Here is a 19145-nt window from a genome sequence, read left to right on the forward strand (position 1 = left end):
GCAGGTAAGGCGCCACAACACTATAAGAGGCTGTCATTGTGGAACTGATCGATGCGTGCGCACTGGTCTCGTGCATTGTCCTGGTGATTTCCGGGCTGTGCTACGGGGTGGGATTCATCAGAAAAGGAAATTACCTGCTAGGGCTGGAGTTCCTGATCGTGGGCATCTCTGCCACGAACTTCACCACTTACATCGCCACGGGCTGGAAAGGCAATTACGAGGTCGCGCTGTTTCTCGACGCCTTTTCGCGGGGCGTCGGCGTGCCGATCATCGCCACGCTGGGGTTGATGGCCGTCACCCATGGTTACAAGCCATCCCGGGCGAAAGACATCCTGCTGTTCGTCGGCGGATTTGCCGCGACCTTTTTCTACTACCTGTCCGACTTCACCAAAGGGGCGCTTCCTTACTTCTACGTGGTGATGTGGTCTCTCTACACCGTGTACCTGTGCTACTTCACGTGGCGGCTGGTGCGCGCAGGCGCCGGTTTCCATGCGCTGGCGACCGCGCTGGGCGGGGTGGCGGGGCTGACCATCGCGCTCAGGTACGACTTCTTCCCCATCGCCGGGGATGACACCAAGTTGGTGTTCATGACCCTCGCTTTCCTGACCTGGTCCTATTCGATCGTGCAGTCGTATTACGCCTACGGCGCCTTGGAGCGAACCCGCAAAGTGGCTTCCCGCTCGCTGCTGGGCGCCAGGTAAGGTTCAAGCCTCGCGATGAGGCGGATGTGTAGGACAGCAATCAAGTTCAAACAATAACAAGGTTGATTCTGGAGGTTTGCCATGCGTCGTTTCGGATTCGCTTGCTTTGGCGTCGCCCTGACCCTGAGCACCATCTACGTACTGAAAACAGAGTTTGTGAGGCCGTCACCCATGCCGCCGACCAAACATCCGATCGTCAGCATGAGCGATCTCTTCAAGCATATGTGAAGCGGGCAGGACAGCCCGACCCGATTCGAATTGCCGACGCGCGCCGACACAGAAGGTTCTAAGCCGGTGCAAAAGGGATCGGGGCGCCCCGTGGCGGGGCAGCGCGAGGCGGAACACCGGGTGCGTACGGAGTGGGGCCTGAAATGGCCCTTGGGGCCCGAAGGGTCGAGTGAATCTTCGTAACAGGTGTTTCCATATTTTACAGAGCAGTGCGGGCCGTCGACGCACACAAATTCACAGCCAACCCATAACCCATTGATACGCCGGCGAAAAATCCAAATCCCCGGATTTTGGCATATGGCTTGCTTTTCTGATCTTCGGACTTGATCAAATGATCATGTCAGGTGATCTACCCATGAGGCATCCAGCTTTTCTTGCATTTGGCGGTCGAGCCGCCGGTTAAAGCCCCCTGAGGATCTTGCAATGAATGACGTAGTTGAACATCCAAAAGGCGCAGTCTTTCCCCGTCATGCCATCCGGCAACTGATCGTGGGGATCGCTGTAGCGACGGTGGTGTTTTCGGCCCAGGCCGAGAGCGTGGAGCCCGCCATGCTGGGGACGAAGCTGACCCCCTTGGGCGGTGAGGTCGCCGCCAGCAAAAGCGGAGACATTCCGGCCTGGACGCAGCCGGGGCCCCAGGGCGCGGGATGGAGTTACGGGCAGGTTCGTGGCGACTTCTGGAAGTTCAAGGGCGACAAGCCCCTGTACAGCATCGACTCGAACAACGTCGCCCAATACGCCGCCAAGCTGTCTCCCGGCCAGCTTGAGCTGTTCAAGAAGATTCCCGGCTACCGCATGGATGTCTACCAGACCCGCCGCACCTGCGGCGCGCCGGACTTCGTGGCCGAGAACACCAAGCAGAACATCGGCTTCGCCAAGCTTGACGCCGCGGGGCTCGCCCTCGAAGAAGCCCATGTGCCCGGCATTCCGTTTCCTGCCCCCAAGAACGGCGCCGAGGTGATGTGGAACATGAAGATGCGTTACCGCGGCGTCGGCGTCGAAATCCCGCGCAGCGTTTCCGGGATCTCGCCGCGCAAGGGCGGGGAGTGGTCACGCCAGTCGGTGGACATATTCTTCTTCACGCCGTGGGGCAAGAAGGGCAGTGCGCTGTTCTCGTCCGTCGGGCGCCTGGAGAACGCCACCTTCTTCAACTACCTGGAGCCGGCGGCGCTGGCCGGTCAGGCCGCGGTGCAGACCGCCGTCGCCGGCGAACAGGCCACCACCTTCTACTACTTCCCCGGCCAACGCCGTGTGCGGCGCATGCCGTCGTACTCCTACGACGCGCCGCAGATCGGCCTCGACAACCAGTACACCGTCGATGAAGGGAACGTGTTCTTCGGCACCATGGACCGCTTCGACTGGAAGCTGGTCGGCAAGCAGGAGCTGCTGGTGCCCTACAACATGTTCGGCGCCTACGACACCGCCGCCAAAGTGGAAGCCTTCGCCGGCAACGACTCGGTGGCGCCGCAGGCACGCCGCTATGAGCTGCACCGCGTTTGGGTCGTCGAAGCCAACGTGCGCCAGGGCATGCGCCACCAGGCGCCGAAGCGTCTGTTCTACATCGACGAGGACAGCTGGAACGCGGTGATGGCCGTCGACTACGACAAGCAAGGGCAGATCTGGAAAGTGCGCGAAGGGCTCTCCACGCCCGTGTACGAAACCGGCACCTGCGATGTGGAAGCCCAGATCCAGTACAACCTGGTGGACGGCCGCTACCTCTTCGACATGACCACGGTCGGCGCGGGCAAGAGCGACATCCGCTGGCTCACCGAGGACAACGCCAGCCCGCGCCTGAAAAGGGATTTCTTCACCTCCGATAACCTGCGAGCCATCAGCGAACGCTAACGAACGTCGTCAGATCGAGAGCCAGCATGAAAAAAACAATTACGAAAGCTTCAGGCCTTGTCATCGCGTGCGCCACCCCATTTGCAATGGGCTTCACGTTTGAAACCGAAACGATCCGCGGCTCGTTCGACTCCACGATCACCGCAGGCATGGGCCTGCGCACGGAGTCGCGCGCCTGCAACCTGATCAACCAGGGCGTCACCGGGCACAACGCGCCCTCGGGCTGCCTGGCACAGAGCTCGGGTGTCGCCGACCAGGGCGACCTGAACTACGACCGCGGCGACCTGTTCACCAACTACCTCAAAGGCACGCACGAGCTGCTGCTCAAAATGCCCAACGACGTCAGCTTCTTGGCGCGCGGCAGCTGGATCCGCGACTTCGCCGCCACCGACACCACCGGCACCCAGTCCTTCAACACCCCCGCGAGCGTCGGCAGCGACGGCCTCAGCGACTCTGCCCACGACGACCTCGCGTTCAAGGCCCGACTGCTCGACCTGTGGGTGAGCAAGGGCTTCGACGTGGGCGAACAGCGCGTCCGGGCGCGCCTGGGCAACCAGGTGATCAACTGGGGCGAAAGCCTGTTCGTGGCCGGCGGCATCAACAACACCAACGCCTACGACTACCAGGCCCTGGCGCGCCCCGGCGTCCAGCTCAAGGAGGCCGTGCTGCCGGCGCCGATGCTCAGCGTCGCTTCCGGCCTGGGCTCGGGGCTCAACATCGAGACCTACTACCAGTTCGGCTGGAACAAGAGCGAATTGCCGCCGGTGGGCAGCTACTGGTCCACGAGCAACGGCCCGGGCAAGGGCATGGGCGATTACGGGTTCTCCGACAAGAAGGCCCGCGACAGCGGCCAGTGGGGCCTTTCGCTGCGCTGGCAGCCGGAGGACAGCGACATCAACTACGGCCTGTACGTGATGCGCTACCACGACAAGTTGCCGACTTTGAGCGTGGCGCTCGATCCGAACACCTTCGCCGTGGCACCCACCTGGGAGTACCAGGAAGACCGCATGATGTACGGCGTCAGCGCGAACATGCCGATCGGCGACTGGGCGGTCGGCACTGAGCTGTCGTACCGGCCCAAGGATGCGGTGATGCTCAATCCGGTCGTCGACCTGTGCGCGAACAACGGCGGCAAATGCTGGAAGGACGAAAAGAAATTCCAGTGGCACCTGACCGGCCTGTACAGCTTCACGCCGTCCAACTCGCCGACGCTGCTGGACTTCACCGGGGCCAGCACCGGCACCTTGCTGTCGGAACTGGTGGTCATCAAGTACCCGGGGCTGCATGACGAGGTCAACGGCGAGCCGCTCGCGCCCGGTCTGAACACGTGGCAACTGGATCCGGCGATCCCGCCCAAGGCCCACGGCAACAAGACGTCCTCGGGCATCAACCTGGACATGAGCCTGACCTACGACGGTACGTTGCTGCCGGGCTGGCAAGTCACGCCGGGGATCTTCTACTCGCGCTCGCTGGGGGGGCGCACGCCGAACCTCACCGCCACCTTCACGGAAGACGCCAGCAGCATGAACCTGTACCTCAACTTCGTGCGCAACCCGGCCAGTTGGCAGGTGAACCTCAACTACGCCAAGTTCATGGGCGGCGACACGCCTTACGACCAGCTCTACCGTGACCGAGATTATGTCGGCATCGCGATCTCCCGCTCATTGTGAGGCCTGCCGTGAATGGTTCTGTGAAATTGACTGAAGCAAGGACGCGCGGCCTGCTGCCGCGCGTCGAGGGCGTCCTGTTCGGGCATCGCCGGCTGGTGCTGGCGAGCCTGGCCGTCTTCACCCTGATCATGGCGTGGTTCGCCGTGCAGCTGCGCATGGATGCCGGCTTCGAAAAGCAACTGCCCATCGGCCACGAATACATCAAGACCTTCGAGGCCTACCGCAACGACCTGATGGGCGCGAACCGCCTGACCATCGTGGTCAAGGCCCGCCACGGCGCGATCTGGAGCGCGCCGGGCCTCAAGCGGCTCTACGACGTCACCCAGGCGATCACCTTCCTGCCCGGCGTGTCCCGCAGCAGCGTGCGTTCGCTGTGGACGCCCAATGCCTTCGTCAACGAGATCACCGAAGAGGGCTTCCGGGCCGACCCGTTGGTGCCGGGGACGGTGACGCCCGAACGTCTGGACGATGAAATCATCGCGACCATCGCCAACTCCAGCGCCCAGGGTGGCTTCATCGGCACCCTGGTCTCGCGGGATCAGAGCAGTGCGATGATCACCGCAGAGCTCAATGAGTTCGACGCCAACGGCGCCCACCTGGACTACGTCGCGTTCAACCACGCGCTGGAGAAGGAAGTCCGGCAGCGCTTCGAGGACGGCGATTTCGAGATCCAGATGATCGGCTTCGCCAAGCAGATCGGCGACATCGCCGATGGCGCTTCGGCGGTGCTGGAGTTCTGCCTGCTGGCGTTGCTGCTGACGGCGGCCGCGGTCTATTGGTACTGCCACTCGCTGCGCTTCACCTTGCTCGCCTTGGTGTGCTCCCTGGCGTCGCTGGTGTGGCAGTTCGGCAGCCTGCGCCTGTTGGGCTACGGCCTCGATCCGCTGGCGGTGCTGGTGCCGTTCCTGGTCTTCGCCATCGGGGTGTCCCATGGCGTGCAGCAGATCAACTTCATCGTGCGTGAGATCGCCGTCGGCAAGAGCGCCGAGCAGGCGGCGCGCGCAAGCTTCACCGGGCTGCTGGTGCCCGGCACTTTGGCGCTGGTGACGGCGCTGGTGTCCTTCGTGACGTTGCTGCTGATCCCGATTCCCATGGTGCGGGAGCTGGCGATCACCGCGTCGCTCGGTGTGGCCTACAAGATCGTCACCAACCTGGTGATGCTGCCGTTGGTGGCGTCCTTGCTCAAGGTGGACGACAAGTACGCTGCCGCGCAGGAAGTCTCCCGCCAGCGCCGCACCCGCTGGCTGCACGGCCTGAGCCGGCTCGCCGAGCGGCGCAACGCACAGTGGGTGCTGGGCGTGGCCTTGGCGGTCTTCGTGGTGGCGATCTGGCAAAGCCATGACCGGGTCGTCGGCACACTGCAGGCCGGCGCCCCTGAGTTGCGCGAAGACTCGCGCTTCAACCGCGACGCCGTGTCCATCGCCAGCAACTACGACATCGGCCTCGATTGGCTCAGCGTGGTGTTCGAGGCCAACCGCGACAGCACCGGCGAAGACAGCCAGGCTGCCTGCGAGAACGTCGCGGCGGGGCAGTACCAGGACCGTTTCGTCTGGGCCATGCAGGGCGTGCCCGGGGTTTTGTCCGTCGCCTCGTTCTCGTCCACCATGCGCCAGTTCAACGAGGGCTACAACGAAGGCAACCCGAAGATGGGCGCGGTGCCCATCGACCCGATGAACTACGCCGCACTGGCCACCGAAGTCGCGCGCACACCCGGGCTGATGCGTTCCGATTGCAGCATGTCGGCGGTGCACCTGTATCTGGCCGATCACAAGGCCACCACGATCAACCGGGTGGTGGACGCGGCCAAGGCCTTGCGCAGCGAAAACCCGTCCCCCGACGTCACGGTGCGCCTCGCCTCCGGCAACGCCGGCGTGCTGGCCGCCATCAATGAAGAGGTGGAGAAGAGCGAAACCCCGATGCTGCTGTACGTCTACGCCGCCATCGCCTTGCTGGTGTTCGTCGTCTACCGCGACTGGCGGGCGGTGCTGGTCTGCTGCCTGCCGCTGACCATCGGCACCTTCATCGGCTACTGGTTCATGAAGGAGCTGCAGATCGGCCTGACCATCGCCACCTTGCCGGTGATGGTGCTGGCGGTGGGCATCGGCGTCGATTACGCCTTCTACATCTACAACCGCCTGCAACTGCACCAGGCTTTTGGCCAGCCCATCACCAAAGCCGTGGAGCATGCGTTGCTGGAAGTCGGCATGGCGACCATCTTCACCGCCATCACCCTGGCGATCGGCGTCGCCACCTGGGCGTTCTCCGACCTCAAGTTCCAGGCCGACATGGGCAAGCTGCTGGCGTTCATGTTCATCGTCAACATGGTCATGGCCATGACCGTGCTGCCGGCCTTTGCGGTCTGGCTGGAACGGGTTTTCCCGCGCAGGCGCCCCGTGCGCATGATCGGCGTGCTGATGCATTGAGGAGAGAGTCATGCGTAACGGTTTTTTGTCCATCGGCGTGTTGATCGCCGCGATGCTGCCGCCGTTTTCCTTGCAGGCTTCGCCGTTGCAGGTGGTGCCGGCGGTGCAGTCGGAACATGCCAGCCATGCCACCATGCTCGATGCGGTCTGGGCCGGCGAGCGGGTGGTCGCGGTCGGCGACCACGGGATCGTGCTGCTGTCGGACGACCACGGTAAAAGCTTTCGCCAGGCCAGCTCGGTGCCGTTGTCCACGCCGCTGACGGGGGTGTCGTTCGTCGACGCCAAACGGGGCTGGGCCGTGGGCCATTGGGGCGCGATCCTGGTCACTGCGGACGGCGGCGACTCCTGGCAGGTCCAGCGCATGTCCAACGAAGAGGATCGGCCGCTGTTCGCCGTGCATTTCTTCAATGCCCAACAAGGTGTCGCCGTGGGGCTCTGGTCCCTGGTGCTGACCACCGAGGACGGCGGGCTGACGTGGACGGAGCAGACCTTGCAAGCGCCGCCGGGCGCGAAGAAAGCGGACCTCAATTTGATGGGGCTGTTTGCCGATGGCCAACACAAGCTCTATGCCACCGCCGAACACGGCCAGGTTCTGCTTTCCGAGGATGAAGGCAAAAGCTGGCGGTACATCAGCACCGGTTACGAAGGCACGCTGTGGTCCGGCGCCGTGTTGGCAGACGGCAGCCTGTTGCTGGGCGGCCAGCGCGGCACGCTGATGCACGGCACGGCCGAGGGCAAGGATTTTCGCCGAGTGCCGACCCAGAGCAAAGGCTCCGTCACGTCGGTGGCGGTGTCCGGCGGTCGGGTGCTGGCGGTCGGGCTGGACGGGCTGATGATGAAGAGCAGCGATGGGGGAGAGCGCTTCGAGGAGAGTCAGTCGGTGGATGGACTTTCGCTGACGGCGGCGCTGCTCGATCCGCAAGGGGCGCCGGTGCTGTTTTCCCGCCGTGGCGTGTTGCTCACGTCGTCGACAGGGCAGTGAAAACGGTTCGGGGGAAGGCGGTTGCCTTCCCCCGAACCTTTTGCATCGGTCAGAGCTTGAGGTCAGAGCTTGAGATAATCCGCCAGGTCCGCGTAGTCATGCTGCCACAGACCCGGGCTGGCAAGGGGGTACTGCGAACGGAAGCCGATGATCTTCTGCACGCGAGGGGAAAGGGTTCTGACCACTTCAAGCGGCACGATCAACGGATAGGCTTCCTCGGGCGTCAAGATCGAGGCCTGCAGCGGGATCGTCAGGCCACGACGGAATTGGTCGGCTGTGACGTTGGCGCCGCCGCCATGAACCACTTTGCCCCCGAACAGCACGGCGTCACCGGCCTTCAGCTCGACGGGAATGGTCATCTCGGGCGATCCCACATCCTCGAAGTTGTCCCAATCCTGGCTGCCTGGAATCACCCGTGTGGCGCCGTTTTCTTCGGTGAAGTCGGTCAGGGCCAGCATCAGGTTGGTGATGGCTCGCGGTGCATGCTTGTCCATGGCCACGAACGGATAGTACTGGGCCGAGTCCCGATGCAGCATCTGCGCGGTGTTGCCCGGGCCGATCTCGATGAGTTGCGCGGTGGTCAGCCACCAGTCGCCGCATTCCGACTCGTAAAGTTCACGGCCGATTTCGTGGAAGAGGTCGTCATCGAGGATCTCTTCGCGGAATGTCTTGCTGTAGGTAATGAGGTTGGTGAGCCGCTTGGTTTGATAGCCATGAAAATCCTTGACCAACTGAAGTTCATGTTTCGAACCGGCATTCAACGCCGCAAGCGGTGCGTCCAGTTCGTGGTTGATGCGCGCGACTTGCTCCGGCGTCATGAAGCCCCGGATGATGACCGCACCCGCGCCGTCACTGAGCGAGACGATTTCCTGCGCTGAGTTTGAGCGGGTGACGATAGGCAGGCTGGCGGTTGAATTTCGATCGCTGGACATTGAAGCGACTCCAATTAAAGAGGAACGGATTTCGCGCAGGCGGGCGCTCAGAGACGCATTGAACTGCGTCACTGGACAGGCCGGCCGTTACGGAAGTGACTGCACTGAACTCAAGACAAATGTGCAGAAGCAGGGCGCTTCGTTAGGGTCATTTGGTTCAGGCAGTGGGTTCATGCTATTTTTGCCGGGCACTTTCGACAAGATACAAAGTGCACCATTCCAATGGCTTTTTTGGGTTGATTTGAACATCACATGAACACCACCGCACAGCCCTGGCCACGCCCGTCGGAAGCCGTTCGCGAGCTCATGCGCAAAGGCGCGGAGAGGGCGCAAAGCCTGCCGCCGGAATGGATCGAGCGCCTGAACCAGTCACTGTTTTCGTCGCCCGAGGACGAAAAGCTGCTGGAGGATCCGGTGATCCTCGCGGCGTGCCGACGGGCCAACCGCTCGGAGCTGCTGCATTGGGCGAACGCCAACATGCAGCGCCCTGGCGAGCCGGTGGGGGTTTATGTGTCCGCCGACATGGTGGACACCGCCCGGGAGCTGGCGCGCAGAGGGCTGTCGGAAGTCCTGATGAACTCCGCCAGAACCACGCAAAGCGCGGCCTGGGAAATGTGGATGAAGATGGCCTTCGGCCTGACGCAGGATCCGGTGCTGCTTGAAGAGTTGCTGGAGGTGTCGTCCCGCTCCATCTCGGAGTTCATCGCCGGCAACATGCGGGTGATCACCCAGATCGTCCTGGAAGAAAAGAGCGCACTGACCCACCACGACCACATCGACAAGCGCAGCCTGGTCACGCGGCTGCTCGATGGCCGCGACGTGGACACCGAACAGTTGAGCCAGCGGCTGGGCTACTCCCTCCAGCAGAAACACTATGCCTACGTCATCTGGAGCGAGATCCAGGATGCCGAGATCCGCCCGCTGGAAGAGATGGCCCGCGCCCTGGCTCGCCTGACCGGCACCGCGGCGCCCCTGATCGTGTTTGCAGGTCCCGCCACCGTTTGGCTCTGGGCCGGCGCGGCAAAGCCTTTGGACCCAAGCTTGCTGCAGGGCGTGGTTCAGCAGTTCCCGAAGATCCGCGCGGCCATCGGCTCTCCTGCGGCGGGCCTGAACGGCTTCCGGCGTTCGCACCTGGAGGCGCTGAACACGCAAAGCCTGGTGGGGCGCCTGGCCGGCGCGCCGGCGGTCACCCGCATCGACCAGGTGCGGATGGTTTCCCTCATGACCCAGGACGCCCGGGCGTCCAAGCAGTTTGTGGTGAGTACCCTCGGTCGGCTGGCGACCGAGTCCACGGTGCTTCAGCACGCACTGCATGCGTTCCTGGCCAACGGTTGCAACATCACCCAGACCGCCGAGGCCCTGGGCACCCACCGCAATACGTTGCTGCGCCGTCTGGAGCGGGCCCAGGACCTGTTGCCCATCGAGTTTGCCGACCACCGTATCCAGATTGCCGCAGCCCTTGAACTGTTGATCTGGAACACCCCGCTGAATGAAGACGACAGCCTTGCGTGAGTCGGTTCCGCTCACGGTTCTGCCATTTGGTTCCTATATTGTTGATCATCCCTGTTTGCTGTTTTTGAGGAGCTGTCGATGCACCCCGTAACCCCGGCAGAAGAACGTCGTTTCGCATTCGAAGCCCGCCGCCTGACCATCGAAACGCTGGTCAAAATCTATCTTGAGCAAATTTCCGTCTCGCGCGGATTGGTGACGGTGTACCTGCGCCTGATGTTCACGCTGTCGCTCGGCGCGTTGGCCGGCGTAGTGACGCTGTACGGCGCGATACTGCGCTTCAGCGTGTCCGCCAGCCTCGACATGATCACTGCGCTGGAGGCGGGGTGCGCGGTCATGGCCCTGGGCTCGCTGGTGGCTTCCGCCATGCTCTCGGCCCGCGCCTTGCAGCAAGGCGCGTTCGACGCGGCGCCGTTCCTGCATGATCCGTTTCCCAATGCAGGCTCGGTGATCGACTCGATCTTCGAGTCGAAGGACCTCGACGAGCAGCAGATACTCGAACGGCTGTATTTCGCGGTCGGCAAAGTGGTCGAGCATCAGCCCAAGCTTCGGGTCAGCACGCGGGTGACGACGATGCTGCTGATCTTCGGGCTGCTGATGACCGGGGCTTCATTCCTGATTTGAGGTTTCGGCGCAGGGCCTTTCCCCTTTAGAGTTGCACCCGACGCAACCGGCCGCGCAGCGGCACCACGCCGCCCTCCGGCGTGGGCAGCGGCCGGCCCGTCAGGCCCATGCCTTCGCTGATCAGCACCGCGTCCTGCAGCACGCACAGGTTGGAGGGGGTGTCGAGGTCGCGGGCGAGCACGGTCACTTGGGCGGTTGTCAGGTCGCAGCGCAGCAGCCGTCCGCTGAATCGGGTGAAGCCGCCGTGCCGGGGCTCGCCTTGCCAGTCGGCGGTCAAGGGTTGCTGCAGGCGCTCGCAGAGTTCCAGCACCAGTACATCCCCCTCGGGGCTCAGGGCCAGCCCGGTGGGCAGTTGCAGGCCGTCGATCAGGCGCTCGATCTGCCCGCTGTCCGGCCACACCCGGACCACCTGGCCGGCCTTGTCGGCGAAGTCGATGCCCTTGCGATCCGGATCGCCGTGCAGTTCGCCGGAGAACAGGCTGATCAGCACGGCGTCCGTCGCCGGTTCGTGCACCAGGGTGACGGGCACCGCTTCCTGGCCCTGATCCAGGTCGGGCAACCGGACCAGCACGCGTTCCTCTTGGCCGGGCCTGAACGCCACCAGTTCGTTGGTATCGGGCTTGACTGCCAGCCAGCTGCGGCGCCCCGGGTGGTAGCACAGGGCGTTGAGGTTGCCCCGGCTGTGGCACACCGGTTCCGGCGGGCTGTAGTGCAGGTCGAGCAGTTTGGAGCCTTCGACGTAATCGGTCTGGCTGACCAGGCAGCGGTCGTCACCGAACGCGATGTCCGACAGCCCCATGATTTCGTCCCGCAGCATGCGGGCCTGCATGTTCATGGCGCGGAAACCCTGCGCCAGGGTTTCCCGTGGCAGGTAAGCGCCGGGGGTGTGCGGATCTGGCCGCAGCCGGCTGATCCGGCCGCTGAACGGTTCGTCCGGCAGGCCGGAACCGGCCTCGGCCAGCAGCAGGCTGCCGTCGGCCTCGGCGCAGACGCCGCGGGGGTTCAGCAGGCCTTCGGCGATGATCGTCTGGGGGCGCAGAACCTCGTGGGGCTGCGCCGGGATGTGCATAGGCATGGGTCTCTCTCCGTGGACAAGCGCCGGGTGACAGGCCTGTCACCCGGCGTTCCTGCGTGAAGCGCTGCCGCTTCAGGCCTTGCGTGGCGGGTAGTCGCTCAGGCTGAGCGGGACGGGTGGGTAGTTATGCTTGACCAGCGCGTTCGCCCACAGCTCCAGGATCGCCCGCCGGCTCTGCGGCAGGTCCCGGGTGATGGGCATCGCCAGGGTGCTTTCTTCCTGGTACTCCTTGCTGATCAGCACGATGAACTGGTCGATGGCACCTTCGATCCGCGGCAGCGAATTGAGCGGCATGTACTTGTTCATGATCGGGTACAGGTAATAGAAGGGCTCCAGGATGCGCGGGTAGATGAAGGTCGTCCAGATCAGCTCGCCGGCGTCGGCTTGCCGGTAGATGCTGTTCCACGCATCCACGAAGTCCTGCTCCATCTGCGGCTCCCGCGGCAGGACGCGCAGCGGCGAGAGGAAGTCGAGGTAGGCCTGCCCCGTCTCGAAACTGAAGGGGATGGCCGGCGGCTGCCCGCTGTCGTGCAAGAAGAAACGCAGGGTCGGGAAGCCCGCCGCCCGTCCGGTGACGGTCAACCGGGCAACGCCGTTGGCGTCGGTCTGGATCCGGGTGTAGCTGTACTGTACCGAGCCGTTGGGCTCATCCTTCAGTTGCCCTTCTGCCAGGATGGGGTTCTCGTACGACAGGCAGGGGCTCAGGGCCACCGAGCCTGGCGTGGGCAGGTACTGCCGGTAGCTGACCGGCTGCTCGGTGGGGGACGACACGGCTTCGCGGGTCGCGACGAGCTGACGGCCCGTACCTTCGTTGACCTTGCGGGCAACCGCAGGCATGCCTTCGAATTGGGGCAGGTTGGAGGTGTTCTTCGAACGGTCTTGCGGATGATCGATGAACAGAGTGAAGTCGGCCGGGTTGCTGAACGCCAGGTAGTAATCGGACGTGCCCACAAGGTACGGGTTGTTGTACTCCGCCACCGTCAGCACGGTGCCTTGCGGCGCGGGCTGGCCGTCGCGCTGCACCATGATGTGCAGCGTGCGGCTCTCGCCCACGTCGATGAAGCTGCCGCTTTCGACCACCTCGGCGGTCCACATCTGCTGGGTCGCGGCCACCACGGGGGGAGACGTCTGCAATTGCAGCTCAAGGGTGCCGCTTTGCAGTTGCTTCTGCGCCTCGGCGTCGAGCGGCAGATCGAGGATGCCCGAGCGTTTGTCGAACTCGGACTGCCGGTATTCCTTGAAGCCGAAACCCGCCAACGGGGTGAACTGGTCGCCTTGGCGTATCCCGAGCTTGTAGTTGCCGGCCTCGAACTTTTCCGCCACCGGTATGGGGGCCTTCGAGTCGAACGCGTAGCTGGGGAAGGTGTTCAACAGATCCAGCGACAAGGTGTCGCCATGGGCCTGCGCCGAGATGACGCCCAGCGTCACCTTGTTGTCGGCTTGTCCGATGCCGGTGACGGGAACCGGCTTGGCCGGAACCAGACGCCGGCCCGACGGCGCCGTCGGGTACTCGCCGTCCAGCCACAGGCCCAGGGTGCCTGATGTGCGGCTGTAGGCCGGGTTGAAGAAAATGCTGCCGACGTTGTCCAGCCCTTGCTGGTACATGTCCTGCAGCTTCGCCAACGCCAAGGGCGAATCGGAACGGGTATCGACGAAGGGGTAGTTGTTGAACACGCCGTTCCTGTCGTAGCAGGTCAGGTAGGAGGAAAACCGGAACATCAAGCCTTGGGCGTTCTGCTGTTCCATCTGTTCCTTGAGGTTTCGCAGCAGGGCCGAATCGCCGACGGCCCAGTTCAGGTTCTCTCTCGGGAAGCAGGTTTGCCAGGTGACGGTCACGTAGATCAGGCCGCGCAGCGTCGCCGCCCAGTTGAAGTTGAGGAAGCGGTCCAGCATCCGGTACTGCCGGTTGAGCGTCAGGCCGCACTGGTCGTCGCCCAGCACCAGTTTGTCGAAGTACAGCGCCGTGAAGGTGTTCTCCCAGGGGCTGACGTCGACGAAGCGGGCCGCCGTGGGGCTGGTGCTGCCGAACGGGTTGCCGATCAGGTTGTAGGTCTGGTTGATCAGCGGATCCTGATCGACGTAACCGCCGTTGGGCAACTCGCCGCCGATGATGACGGAGCGGGTCTGGTCGTAGTTGACGGTGCCGCAGGCGTTGTCGCCGAACAGATCCCATTCACCGGGCAGCATGGTGGGGGAGCTCATGCCGACGTTGCCCGGCACCTGGGTGACGTAGGCGGGTGCCTCGTGCAGCACCCGTGGGGTGATGATCCAGGGCATCAGGTCGGCGGCGGCGTTTTCCGGCGTGACGTTGTAGTGCTCCAGGAACCGCCAGTTCATCTCCATCTTCACCGCGTCGTAGAGCGGGTAGGTGTCGTTGTTGTTGGCCGTCGGCGGGTTCCAGAACATATGGCCGTTCATGTAGATGCGGGGGAAGTTCAGTACGCTCATGTCATGCTCCTTAGCGTTGCCACTGGGCGCGCTTCAGCGACCAGACAAAATCCAGTTTGTTGTAACCGGCGAAATCCGATGCCGGCACCAAGGCAGTGGGGTAAACGATGCCTCCTTGCTGTTTCAGAGCGAAATTGAAGTAGCCGTCTTTCTTCGAGTACGCGGCGGTGTCGTGGCAAGCGAAACACGAGGACTGGCTCTGGAAGGCCGACTCCAGCTGAGAGTTGGCGAGCAGGGTGGGGGTCGTCCGAATCTGCGTGCCGATCTGTTCGTATTGCGCCAACTGCGGGAACTGGCCCTGGAACTGCGTGTTGACCGGCTGCGCCGCCGGGGTGGGGCCGGTGCTGTTGGTCATCGGGGTGGGCGGGATCGCATTGGTCACGGTGTACTTGCTGTTGTTGCGGTTCTCGAAGGTGGTCCACACCCAGCCGGGGTTCAGCTTGTTGATCACGTGCAGGGCGCTCAGCGCGGCGTAGCCGACCTGATACCCGTCCTTGTCCTGGTAGTAGGCCTGGCCGATGTAGTAACCGTCGTCTTCCAGCCGCTTCTGGTAGGCCGGGTCATTGCCGATCCACAGCCAGCCGGACTTCAGCTCCCAGGCGTCGGAAGGGAAGGCCAGGTTGCTGGTCAGCGCGTACTGACCATTCATGTTGTAGACCTGCTTCTCGACGATGTAGTCGAAGGTGCCTTCGCCCATCAGCAACTGGAACCGCACCGGCTTGCCGCGCTCGGCCTCCGGCACGTCACCGCCCATTTCCAGGATCAGCCCGTCCACCTGCTGGATGGCGTTGAGGTTGTGGAACACCCGGTTCAGGTTCATCTGCTGCTGCGTGGCCTTGTCCAGCACGGCCTGGGGCGTCGGCACGCGTTGGGCGTAGGGCAGGGGCTGGGCGCCGTTGCTCAGGTACACCTGATCCGACGGTTTCATGGTTTCCCAGACCCGGTCGGGACTGTTCGCGGAGGCCGGTTGGTTCAGACAGGCGAACCAGTTCCAGCTCATGGTTTCCGGGCTTTGCGCGAATTCGGCCCGGGTCTTGTTCAGGTCGCCGCCGAATTGCAGGAAGTTGCTGCAATCGAAGGTGTCGTTCGTTCCCGCCTGGGCTAATCCTGCCAGGGTACTGAGAACGGTTATGGAGATGGCTCGCCGCATGTGAGCTCCTTGGCATTGGCCAGGTGGGTGTAGGTCTGCCCCAGGAAATGCCGCAGGAGCAGTTGTTGCACCGCCGTCGCCGCCAAACGCTGCGGCAACGGCAAGTCGCAATCGGTGATGAGCAAAGGGCCGGTCTGTTCGTCGGCAGGCGGCCGGCCATGGCTGCCGCGGACCAGTGCCGTGTCCAGCGGAATCAGGTCCATGTAGTAGCGAAAGCCGAGCTTCTTCTGCAGCAGGCGGCGCGCCACTTTGAGTTTCGGAAAACGGATGGCCGGGTCGATGAACAGCTCCAGCGGGTCGTAGCCCGGCTTGCGGTGGATGTCCACGGTGCGGGCGAAGTCGGGCGCCTTGCGGTCGTCGAGCCAGTAGCGGTAGTCGAACCAGTGTCCCGCGGCAGCCACGGCCACCAGCTCGCCGCTGCGCGGGTGATCCAGTTGCCGGGCGCGCTGTTCGCCTTTGTCCAGCACCTGTTCGATGCCCGGTTCCCGCTGCAACAGCGCCTTGACCCTAGGGATGTCGCGGGCGTGCTTCACATAGATGTGCGCGACCTGATGATCGACCACCGCGAAGGCGGCGCTGGCGCCCGGATCCAGCAGCTCCCAGGTCAGCGACTGGCGCACCTGCAGCAGGCCTTCCGAACGCAGTGTGCGGTTGATCGACACCGAACGTTCGACGGCTTCGATCCCGTACTCGGACAGCAGCATCACCGCCGCGCCCTGTTCCCGGGCGAAGTCCAGCAGGCGGCCGACCTCGCTGTCGATGGCCTGCACTTCGGCGCCGACCGAAGGATGATCGGGCCCTACCCGTTGCAGGCTGTAGTCGAGGTGCGGCAGGTAGATCAGTTGCAGGTCGGGCCGGTTGAGCCGGAATTCGAGCAGGGCGCAATCGACGATCCAGCGGCTGGAGGCGATGCCGGCCGCCGGTCCCCAGAAGCCCGGGAACGGGAACTCGCCGATCTGCGCCTCGATGCGTTCGTGCAGCCCCGGCGGCGACGAATACAGGCCGAACAGCTTGCGGCCGTCGGCCGGGTAATGCGGGCGCGGGGTGATCGAGGCGTCCACGTCCGCGTACATGTTGTACCACCAGAACAACTGGCTGCAGCGAAACCCCGGCAGCTCGCGCTTGAGCACGTCCCAGACCTTCTCGCCCTGGATCAGCGCGTTGGGCTGCAGCCAGAAACGCACTTCGGCCTGGTCTCGGAAGTACCAGCCATTGCCGACGATGCCGTGCCCGGAGGGCGGCAGCCCGGTGAGGATCGACGCCTGCACGGTGGACGTGACGGCCGGAAACGACGGTTGCAGGCTGGCCATCTGTGCTGTCTTCAGCAGCGCATTGATGTGCGGCGTGTTGGGCCCCAGCAGCGCCGGGGTCAGCCCGACCACGTTGATCAGCAGCAACGGTTGACGCGGACGGTCAGAGGACATCGGCGCTGATCTCCTGTGCGTGGGCTTTCAGCAGGCGGCGCTGACGGAGTTGCGCCTCGACCCAGCGCAGCTCGGCGCCGATCCCCTGAAGCAGCGCCTGCTCATCGGCGGGCCGCAGCGACGCGGGCAACACGCCCCAACTGTAGGTCTCCACTTCCAGCACCGGACGAAAGTCCCCGTGGTCGGCCAGGTAATCGAAGGTCTGCGCCAAGGCGATCTGACTGCCGCTGAGCTCTGGCAGCAGCAAGTGTTCGCTGAACAGCGGCACATGGAAATGGATCCTCAGCTCGGGGTATCGCCCCGGATGCTTCGCGCAATCGTCGAGCGCAGCGGGCAGGTCCGGCCAGGCCATCAAGCGGCCTTCGGCATCGCGTGCCTTGACTTGATGCAGGTACGTGGCTTCTGAAAACGCGCTCAACACGTCGAGGATTTGCCGGGCGCGGTTTTCGTCCAGACCGGCCAGGCGGCAGATCAGCGCGTTGGACAGCTGGATCTTGCCGACCGGCACCCCGGCCTGGCGCAACCGGCTCAGCGACTGATAGCAGTCTTCGAACATCACCGCCTGATGGCAGACGTCGAAACAGAGCGCCAGGTGATCATGGTGCGGATCGACGGCTTGCCAATGGCGGAAGAACGCGAGGGCCTGGTCGGTGTTCTCCAGCACGCAATCGGGCTCCATCTCCAGACAGAACACGATCTTCTTGCCCGTTTCCCGGTGCAGCTTGGCCAGCGACGCAGTGAGTTGGCGCAACTGATGCTCGGCCCGTTGCTGCAATGCCGGGCTCCAGCGGGTGGCATACCCCAAGGGGACAGTGGAGATCACGCCCTGAGGGCAGTCCGCCGGCAAGGCCTGCGCCAGCAGGTGCGCCAGGTCTAGGCTGTAGTCCAGGCGTTCCGGCATGGACCAGTCGGGCAGGTAGACGTCGGCCTTCACCGCGCCGTCATGGAACTGCCCGTAGGGAAAGCCGTTCAGCGAGGTCAGCCTCAGCCCTTTTTGTTGCAGCAGGCTCAGGAACTGCGAGCGTGCCGGCGCCTGCCGCAGCTCGGCGGCGGCGCGGGCGCAGATCCACAGGCCGCTGTCCTGTTCGCTCAACCCGCGCAGCCGGCGCACGCCCTGAAAGTGCCGCTCGATGGAGGCCCGCAGCCCGGCCAGGTCACGGGTCGGGTGCACGTTGCTGCAATAGCCGACCTGGGCGGCCGTCCAACCGGCGGCTGCGCTCATTTGATCACCGGATCCTGACCGCGCAGGGCGGAGTTCTCTTGCCACTGCTTACGTTGGTCGATGGGCAGCGGCGTGCTGACCAGGGCCTTGTCGAGCTGGCCGCTCTGGGCGAAGAAGTCCACCGGGTTGTGGAACAGCACCTTTTCGACCTGGGCCTCGCTGAAGCCGGCGTCCAGCATGGCCTGGCCCGTCTTCGGCACTTTGAGCGGATCGCTGATGCCCCAGTCGGCGGCGCTGTTGACCACCATCTTGTCCGTGCCGTACTGCTGGAGCAGCGCGACCATGCGCGTTTCCGACATCTTGGTGTTGGGGTAGATCGAGTGGCCGCGCCAGCAAGCGGTCTCCATCACCAGCGGCAGGGTCAGTTCGTTGAGGTGATCGATGATCACCTGATGTTCCGGGATCCCGACTTCACGGATCACGGCCAGGGTGCGTTTGGTGCCGCCGATCTTGTCGCGGTGCGGGGTGTGCACCAGCACCGGCAGCTTGTGCCGCTTGGCCAGCTCCAGCTGGATGCACAGGAAACGGTCCTCGGCGGGCGTGATGTCGTCGTAGCCGATTTCGCCGACGGCCACGACGCCGTCCTTCACCAGATAGCGCGGCAGTATCTTCAGCACTTCGTCCGCCACCGACAGGTCATTGGCCTCCTTCGGGTTGAGGCCGATGGTGCAGAAATGATGGATGCCGAACATGCTGGCGCGAAAGCGTTCCCAGCCCAGCAGGGTGTCGAAGTAGTCCACGAAGCTGCCGACGCTGGTTCGGGCCTGGCCCTGCCAGAACGCCGGCTCGATCACCCCGGTGATGCCGGCGGCCGCCATGTTCTGGTAGTCGTCGGTGGTGCGGCTGACCATATGGATATGCGGATCGAAATACTTGGGCATGGTGACTCCTCGTCAAAGGCACAGGCGGGTT

Annotated in this window: 15 protein-coding genes; 8 read left to right on the forward strand and 7 right to left on the reverse strand. The window is 63.9% G+C overall.

The window, feature by feature from the left end; genetic code table 11:
* The first annotated feature begins 38 nt into the window (after window positions 1–38).
* The 6 genes from CAG29_RS26300 (at window position 39) to CAG29_RS26320 (ending at window position 7849) form a co-directional block, all read left to right on the forward strand.
* Window positions 39–701 (forward strand): hypothetical protein, encoded by a 663-nt coding sequence (locus CAG29_RS26300; protein ID WP_085633753.1) that lies wholly within the window; start codon window positions 39–41, stop codon window positions 699–701.
* Window positions 702–782: 81 nt separating this feature from the next.
* A complete protein-coding gene (locus CAG29_RS28610) occupies window positions 783–929 on the forward strand; it encodes a hypothetical protein (protein ID WP_170930403.1) in 147 nt (48 codons plus the stop codon).
* Window positions 930–1352: 423 nt separating this feature from the next.
* Window positions 1353–2774, forward strand: a complete 1422-nt coding sequence (locus CAG29_RS26305; RefSeq protein ID WP_085695377.1) for a DUF1329 domain-containing protein — start codon at window positions 1353–1355, stop codon at window positions 2772–2774.
* A gap of 26 nt (window positions 2775–2800) precedes the next feature.
* On the forward strand, window positions 2801–4444 hold the full coding sequence (locus CAG29_RS26310; protein WP_368665201.1) for a DUF1302 domain-containing protein: 1644 nt from the start codon (window positions 2801–2803) through the stop codon (window positions 4442–4444).
* 8 nt (window positions 4445–4452) lie between these two features.
* Window positions 4453–6867 carry an RND family transporter gene (locus CAG29_RS26315; RefSeq protein WP_085695378.1) on the forward strand — a complete coding sequence of 805 codons (2415 nt, stop codon included), beginning with the start codon at window positions 4453–4455 and terminating at the stop codon, window positions 6865–6867.
* A 10-nt stretch (window positions 6868–6877) separates the two neighbouring features.
* Window positions 6878–7849, forward strand: a complete 972-nt coding sequence (locus CAG29_RS26320; RefSeq protein ID WP_085695379.1) for a YCF48-related protein — start codon at window positions 6878–6880, stop codon at window positions 7847–7849.
* 62 nt (window positions 7850–7911) lie between these two features.
* Here the strand turns inward: CAG29_RS26320 and CAG29_RS26325 are convergent, their stop codons facing one another.
* A complete protein-coding gene (locus CAG29_RS26325) occupies window positions 7912–8781 on the reverse strand; it encodes a phytanoyl-CoA dioxygenase family protein (RefSeq protein ID WP_085633745.1) in 870 nt (289 codons plus the stop codon).
* 252 nt (window positions 8782–9033) lie between these two features.
* On the opposite strand from CAG29_RS26325, the gene CAG29_RS26330 reads away from it, so the two are divergent.
* Together CAG29_RS26330 and CAG29_RS26335 are read left to right on the forward strand one after the other, a co-directional pair.
* The gene (locus tag CAG29_RS26330) at window positions 9034–10293 is read left to right on the forward strand and encodes a CdaR family transcriptional regulator (protein ID WP_218189833.1); all 1260 of its coding nucleotides are present in this window, start codon (window positions 9034–9036) and stop codon (window positions 10291–10293) included.
* A gap of 78 nt (window positions 10294–10371) precedes the next feature.
* A complete protein-coding gene (locus tag CAG29_RS26335) occupies window positions 10372–10914 on the forward strand; it encodes a hypothetical protein (RefSeq protein ID WP_085586551.1) in 543 nt (180 codons plus the stop codon).
* 25 nt (window positions 10915–10939) lie between these two features.
* Here CAG29_RS26335 and CAG29_RS26340 read toward each other — a convergent pair whose 3' ends face one another.
* The 6 genes from CAG29_RS26340 to CAG29_RS26365 all read right to left on the reverse strand — a co-directional run bounded on the left by CAG29_RS26340 (window position 10940) and on the right by CAG29_RS26365 (window position 19114).
* Entirely contained in the window at window positions 10940–11989 is a 1050-nt protein-coding gene (locus tag CAG29_RS26340) for a hypothetical protein (protein ID WP_085695380.1), read from the reverse strand.
* A 72-nt stretch (window positions 11990–12061) separates the two neighbouring features.
* Window positions 12062–14437 carry a hypothetical protein gene (locus CAG29_RS26345; RefSeq protein WP_085586546.1) on the reverse strand — a complete coding sequence of 792 codons (2376 nt, stop codon included), beginning with the start codon at window positions 14435–14437 and terminating at the stop codon, window positions 12062–12064.
* A gap of 10 nt (window positions 14438–14447) precedes the next feature.
* On the reverse strand, window positions 14448–15587 hold the full coding sequence (locus CAG29_RS26350) for a hypothetical protein (protein WP_085695381.1): 1140 nt from the start codon (window positions 15585–15587) through the stop codon (window positions 14448–14450).
* Window positions 15566–17011 (reverse strand): alkaline phosphatase family protein, encoded by a 1446-nt coding sequence (locus CAG29_RS26355; RefSeq protein WP_085695382.1) that lies wholly within the window; start codon window positions 17009–17011, stop codon window positions 15566–15568. Before CAG29_RS26355 ends, CAG29_RS26350 begins: the two co-directional genes overlap by 22 nt.
* Window positions 17001–18233 (reverse strand): metabolite traffic protein EboE, encoded by a 1233-nt coding sequence (gene eboE / locus CAG29_RS26360; protein WP_085633739.1) that lies wholly within the window; start codon window positions 18231–18233, stop codon window positions 17001–17003. Before eboE ends, CAG29_RS26355 begins: the two co-directional genes overlap by 11 nt.
* Window positions 18230–19114: a TatD family hydrolase gene (locus CAG29_RS26365; RefSeq protein ID WP_085586538.1), complete on the reverse strand. Its 885-nt coding sequence runs from the start codon at window positions 19112–19114 to the stop codon at window positions 18230–18232. The genes eboE and CAG29_RS26365 overlap by 4 nt, the downstream gene beginning before the upstream one ends.
* Window positions 19115–19145 lie beyond the last annotated feature (31 nt).

The organism is Pseudomonas sp. B7(2017) (genome assembly GCF_002112745.1).
GTDB lineage: Bacteria > Pseudomonadota > Gammaproteobacteria > Pseudomonadales > Pseudomonadaceae > Aquipseudomonas > Aquipseudomonas ekonensis.

Coding starts and splice junctions, on each gene's coding strand:
- CAG29_RS26340 (WP_085695380.1), bottom strand. CDS start 11,989: ATGCCTATGCACATCCCGGCGCAGCCCCACGAGGTTCTGCGCCCCCAG.
- CAG29_RS26325 (WP_085633745.1), bottom strand. CDS start 8,781: ATGTCCAGCGATCGAAATTCAACCGCCAGCCTGCCTATCGTCACCCGC.
- CAG29_RS28610 (WP_170930403.1), top strand. CDS start 783: ATGCGTCGTTTCGGATTCGCTTGCTTTGGCGTCGCCCTGACCCTGAGC.
- CAG29_RS26345 (WP_085586546.1), bottom strand. CDS start 14,437: ATGAGCGTACTGAACTTCCCCCGCATCTACATGAACGGCCATATGTTC.
- CAG29_RS26305 (WP_085695377.1), top strand. CDS start 1,353: ATGAATGACGTAGTTGAACATCCAAAAGGCGCAGTCTTTCCCCGTCAT.
- eboE (WP_085633739.1), bottom strand. CDS start 18,233: ATGAGCGCAGCCGCCGGTTGGACGGCCGCCCAGGTCGGCTATTGCAGC.
- CAG29_RS26350 (WP_085695381.1), bottom strand. CDS start 15,587: ATGCGGCGAGCCATCTCCATAACCGTTCTCAGTACCCTGGCAGGATTA.
- CAG29_RS26355 (WP_085695382.1), bottom strand. CDS start 17,011: ATGTCCTCTGACCGTCCGCGTCAACCGTTGCTGCTGATCAACGTGGTC.
- CAG29_RS26320 (WP_085695379.1), top strand. CDS start 6,878: ATGCGTAACGGTTTTTTGTCCATCGGCGTGTTGATCGCCGCGATGCTG.
- CAG29_RS26365 (WP_085586538.1), bottom strand. CDS start 19,114: ATGCCCAAGTATTTCGATCCGCATATCCATATGGTCAGCCGCACCACC.
- CAG29_RS26310 (WP_368665201.1), top strand. CDS start 2,801: ATGAAAAAAACAATTACGAAAGCTTCAGGCCTTGTCATCGCGTGCGCC.
- CAG29_RS26335 (WP_085586551.1), top strand. CDS start 10,372: ATGCACCCCGTAACCCCGGCAGAAGAACGTCGTTTCGCATTCGAAGCC.
- CAG29_RS26330 (WP_218189833.1), top strand. CDS start 9,034: ATGAACACCACCGCACAGCCCTGGCCACGCCCGTCGGAAGCCGTTCGC.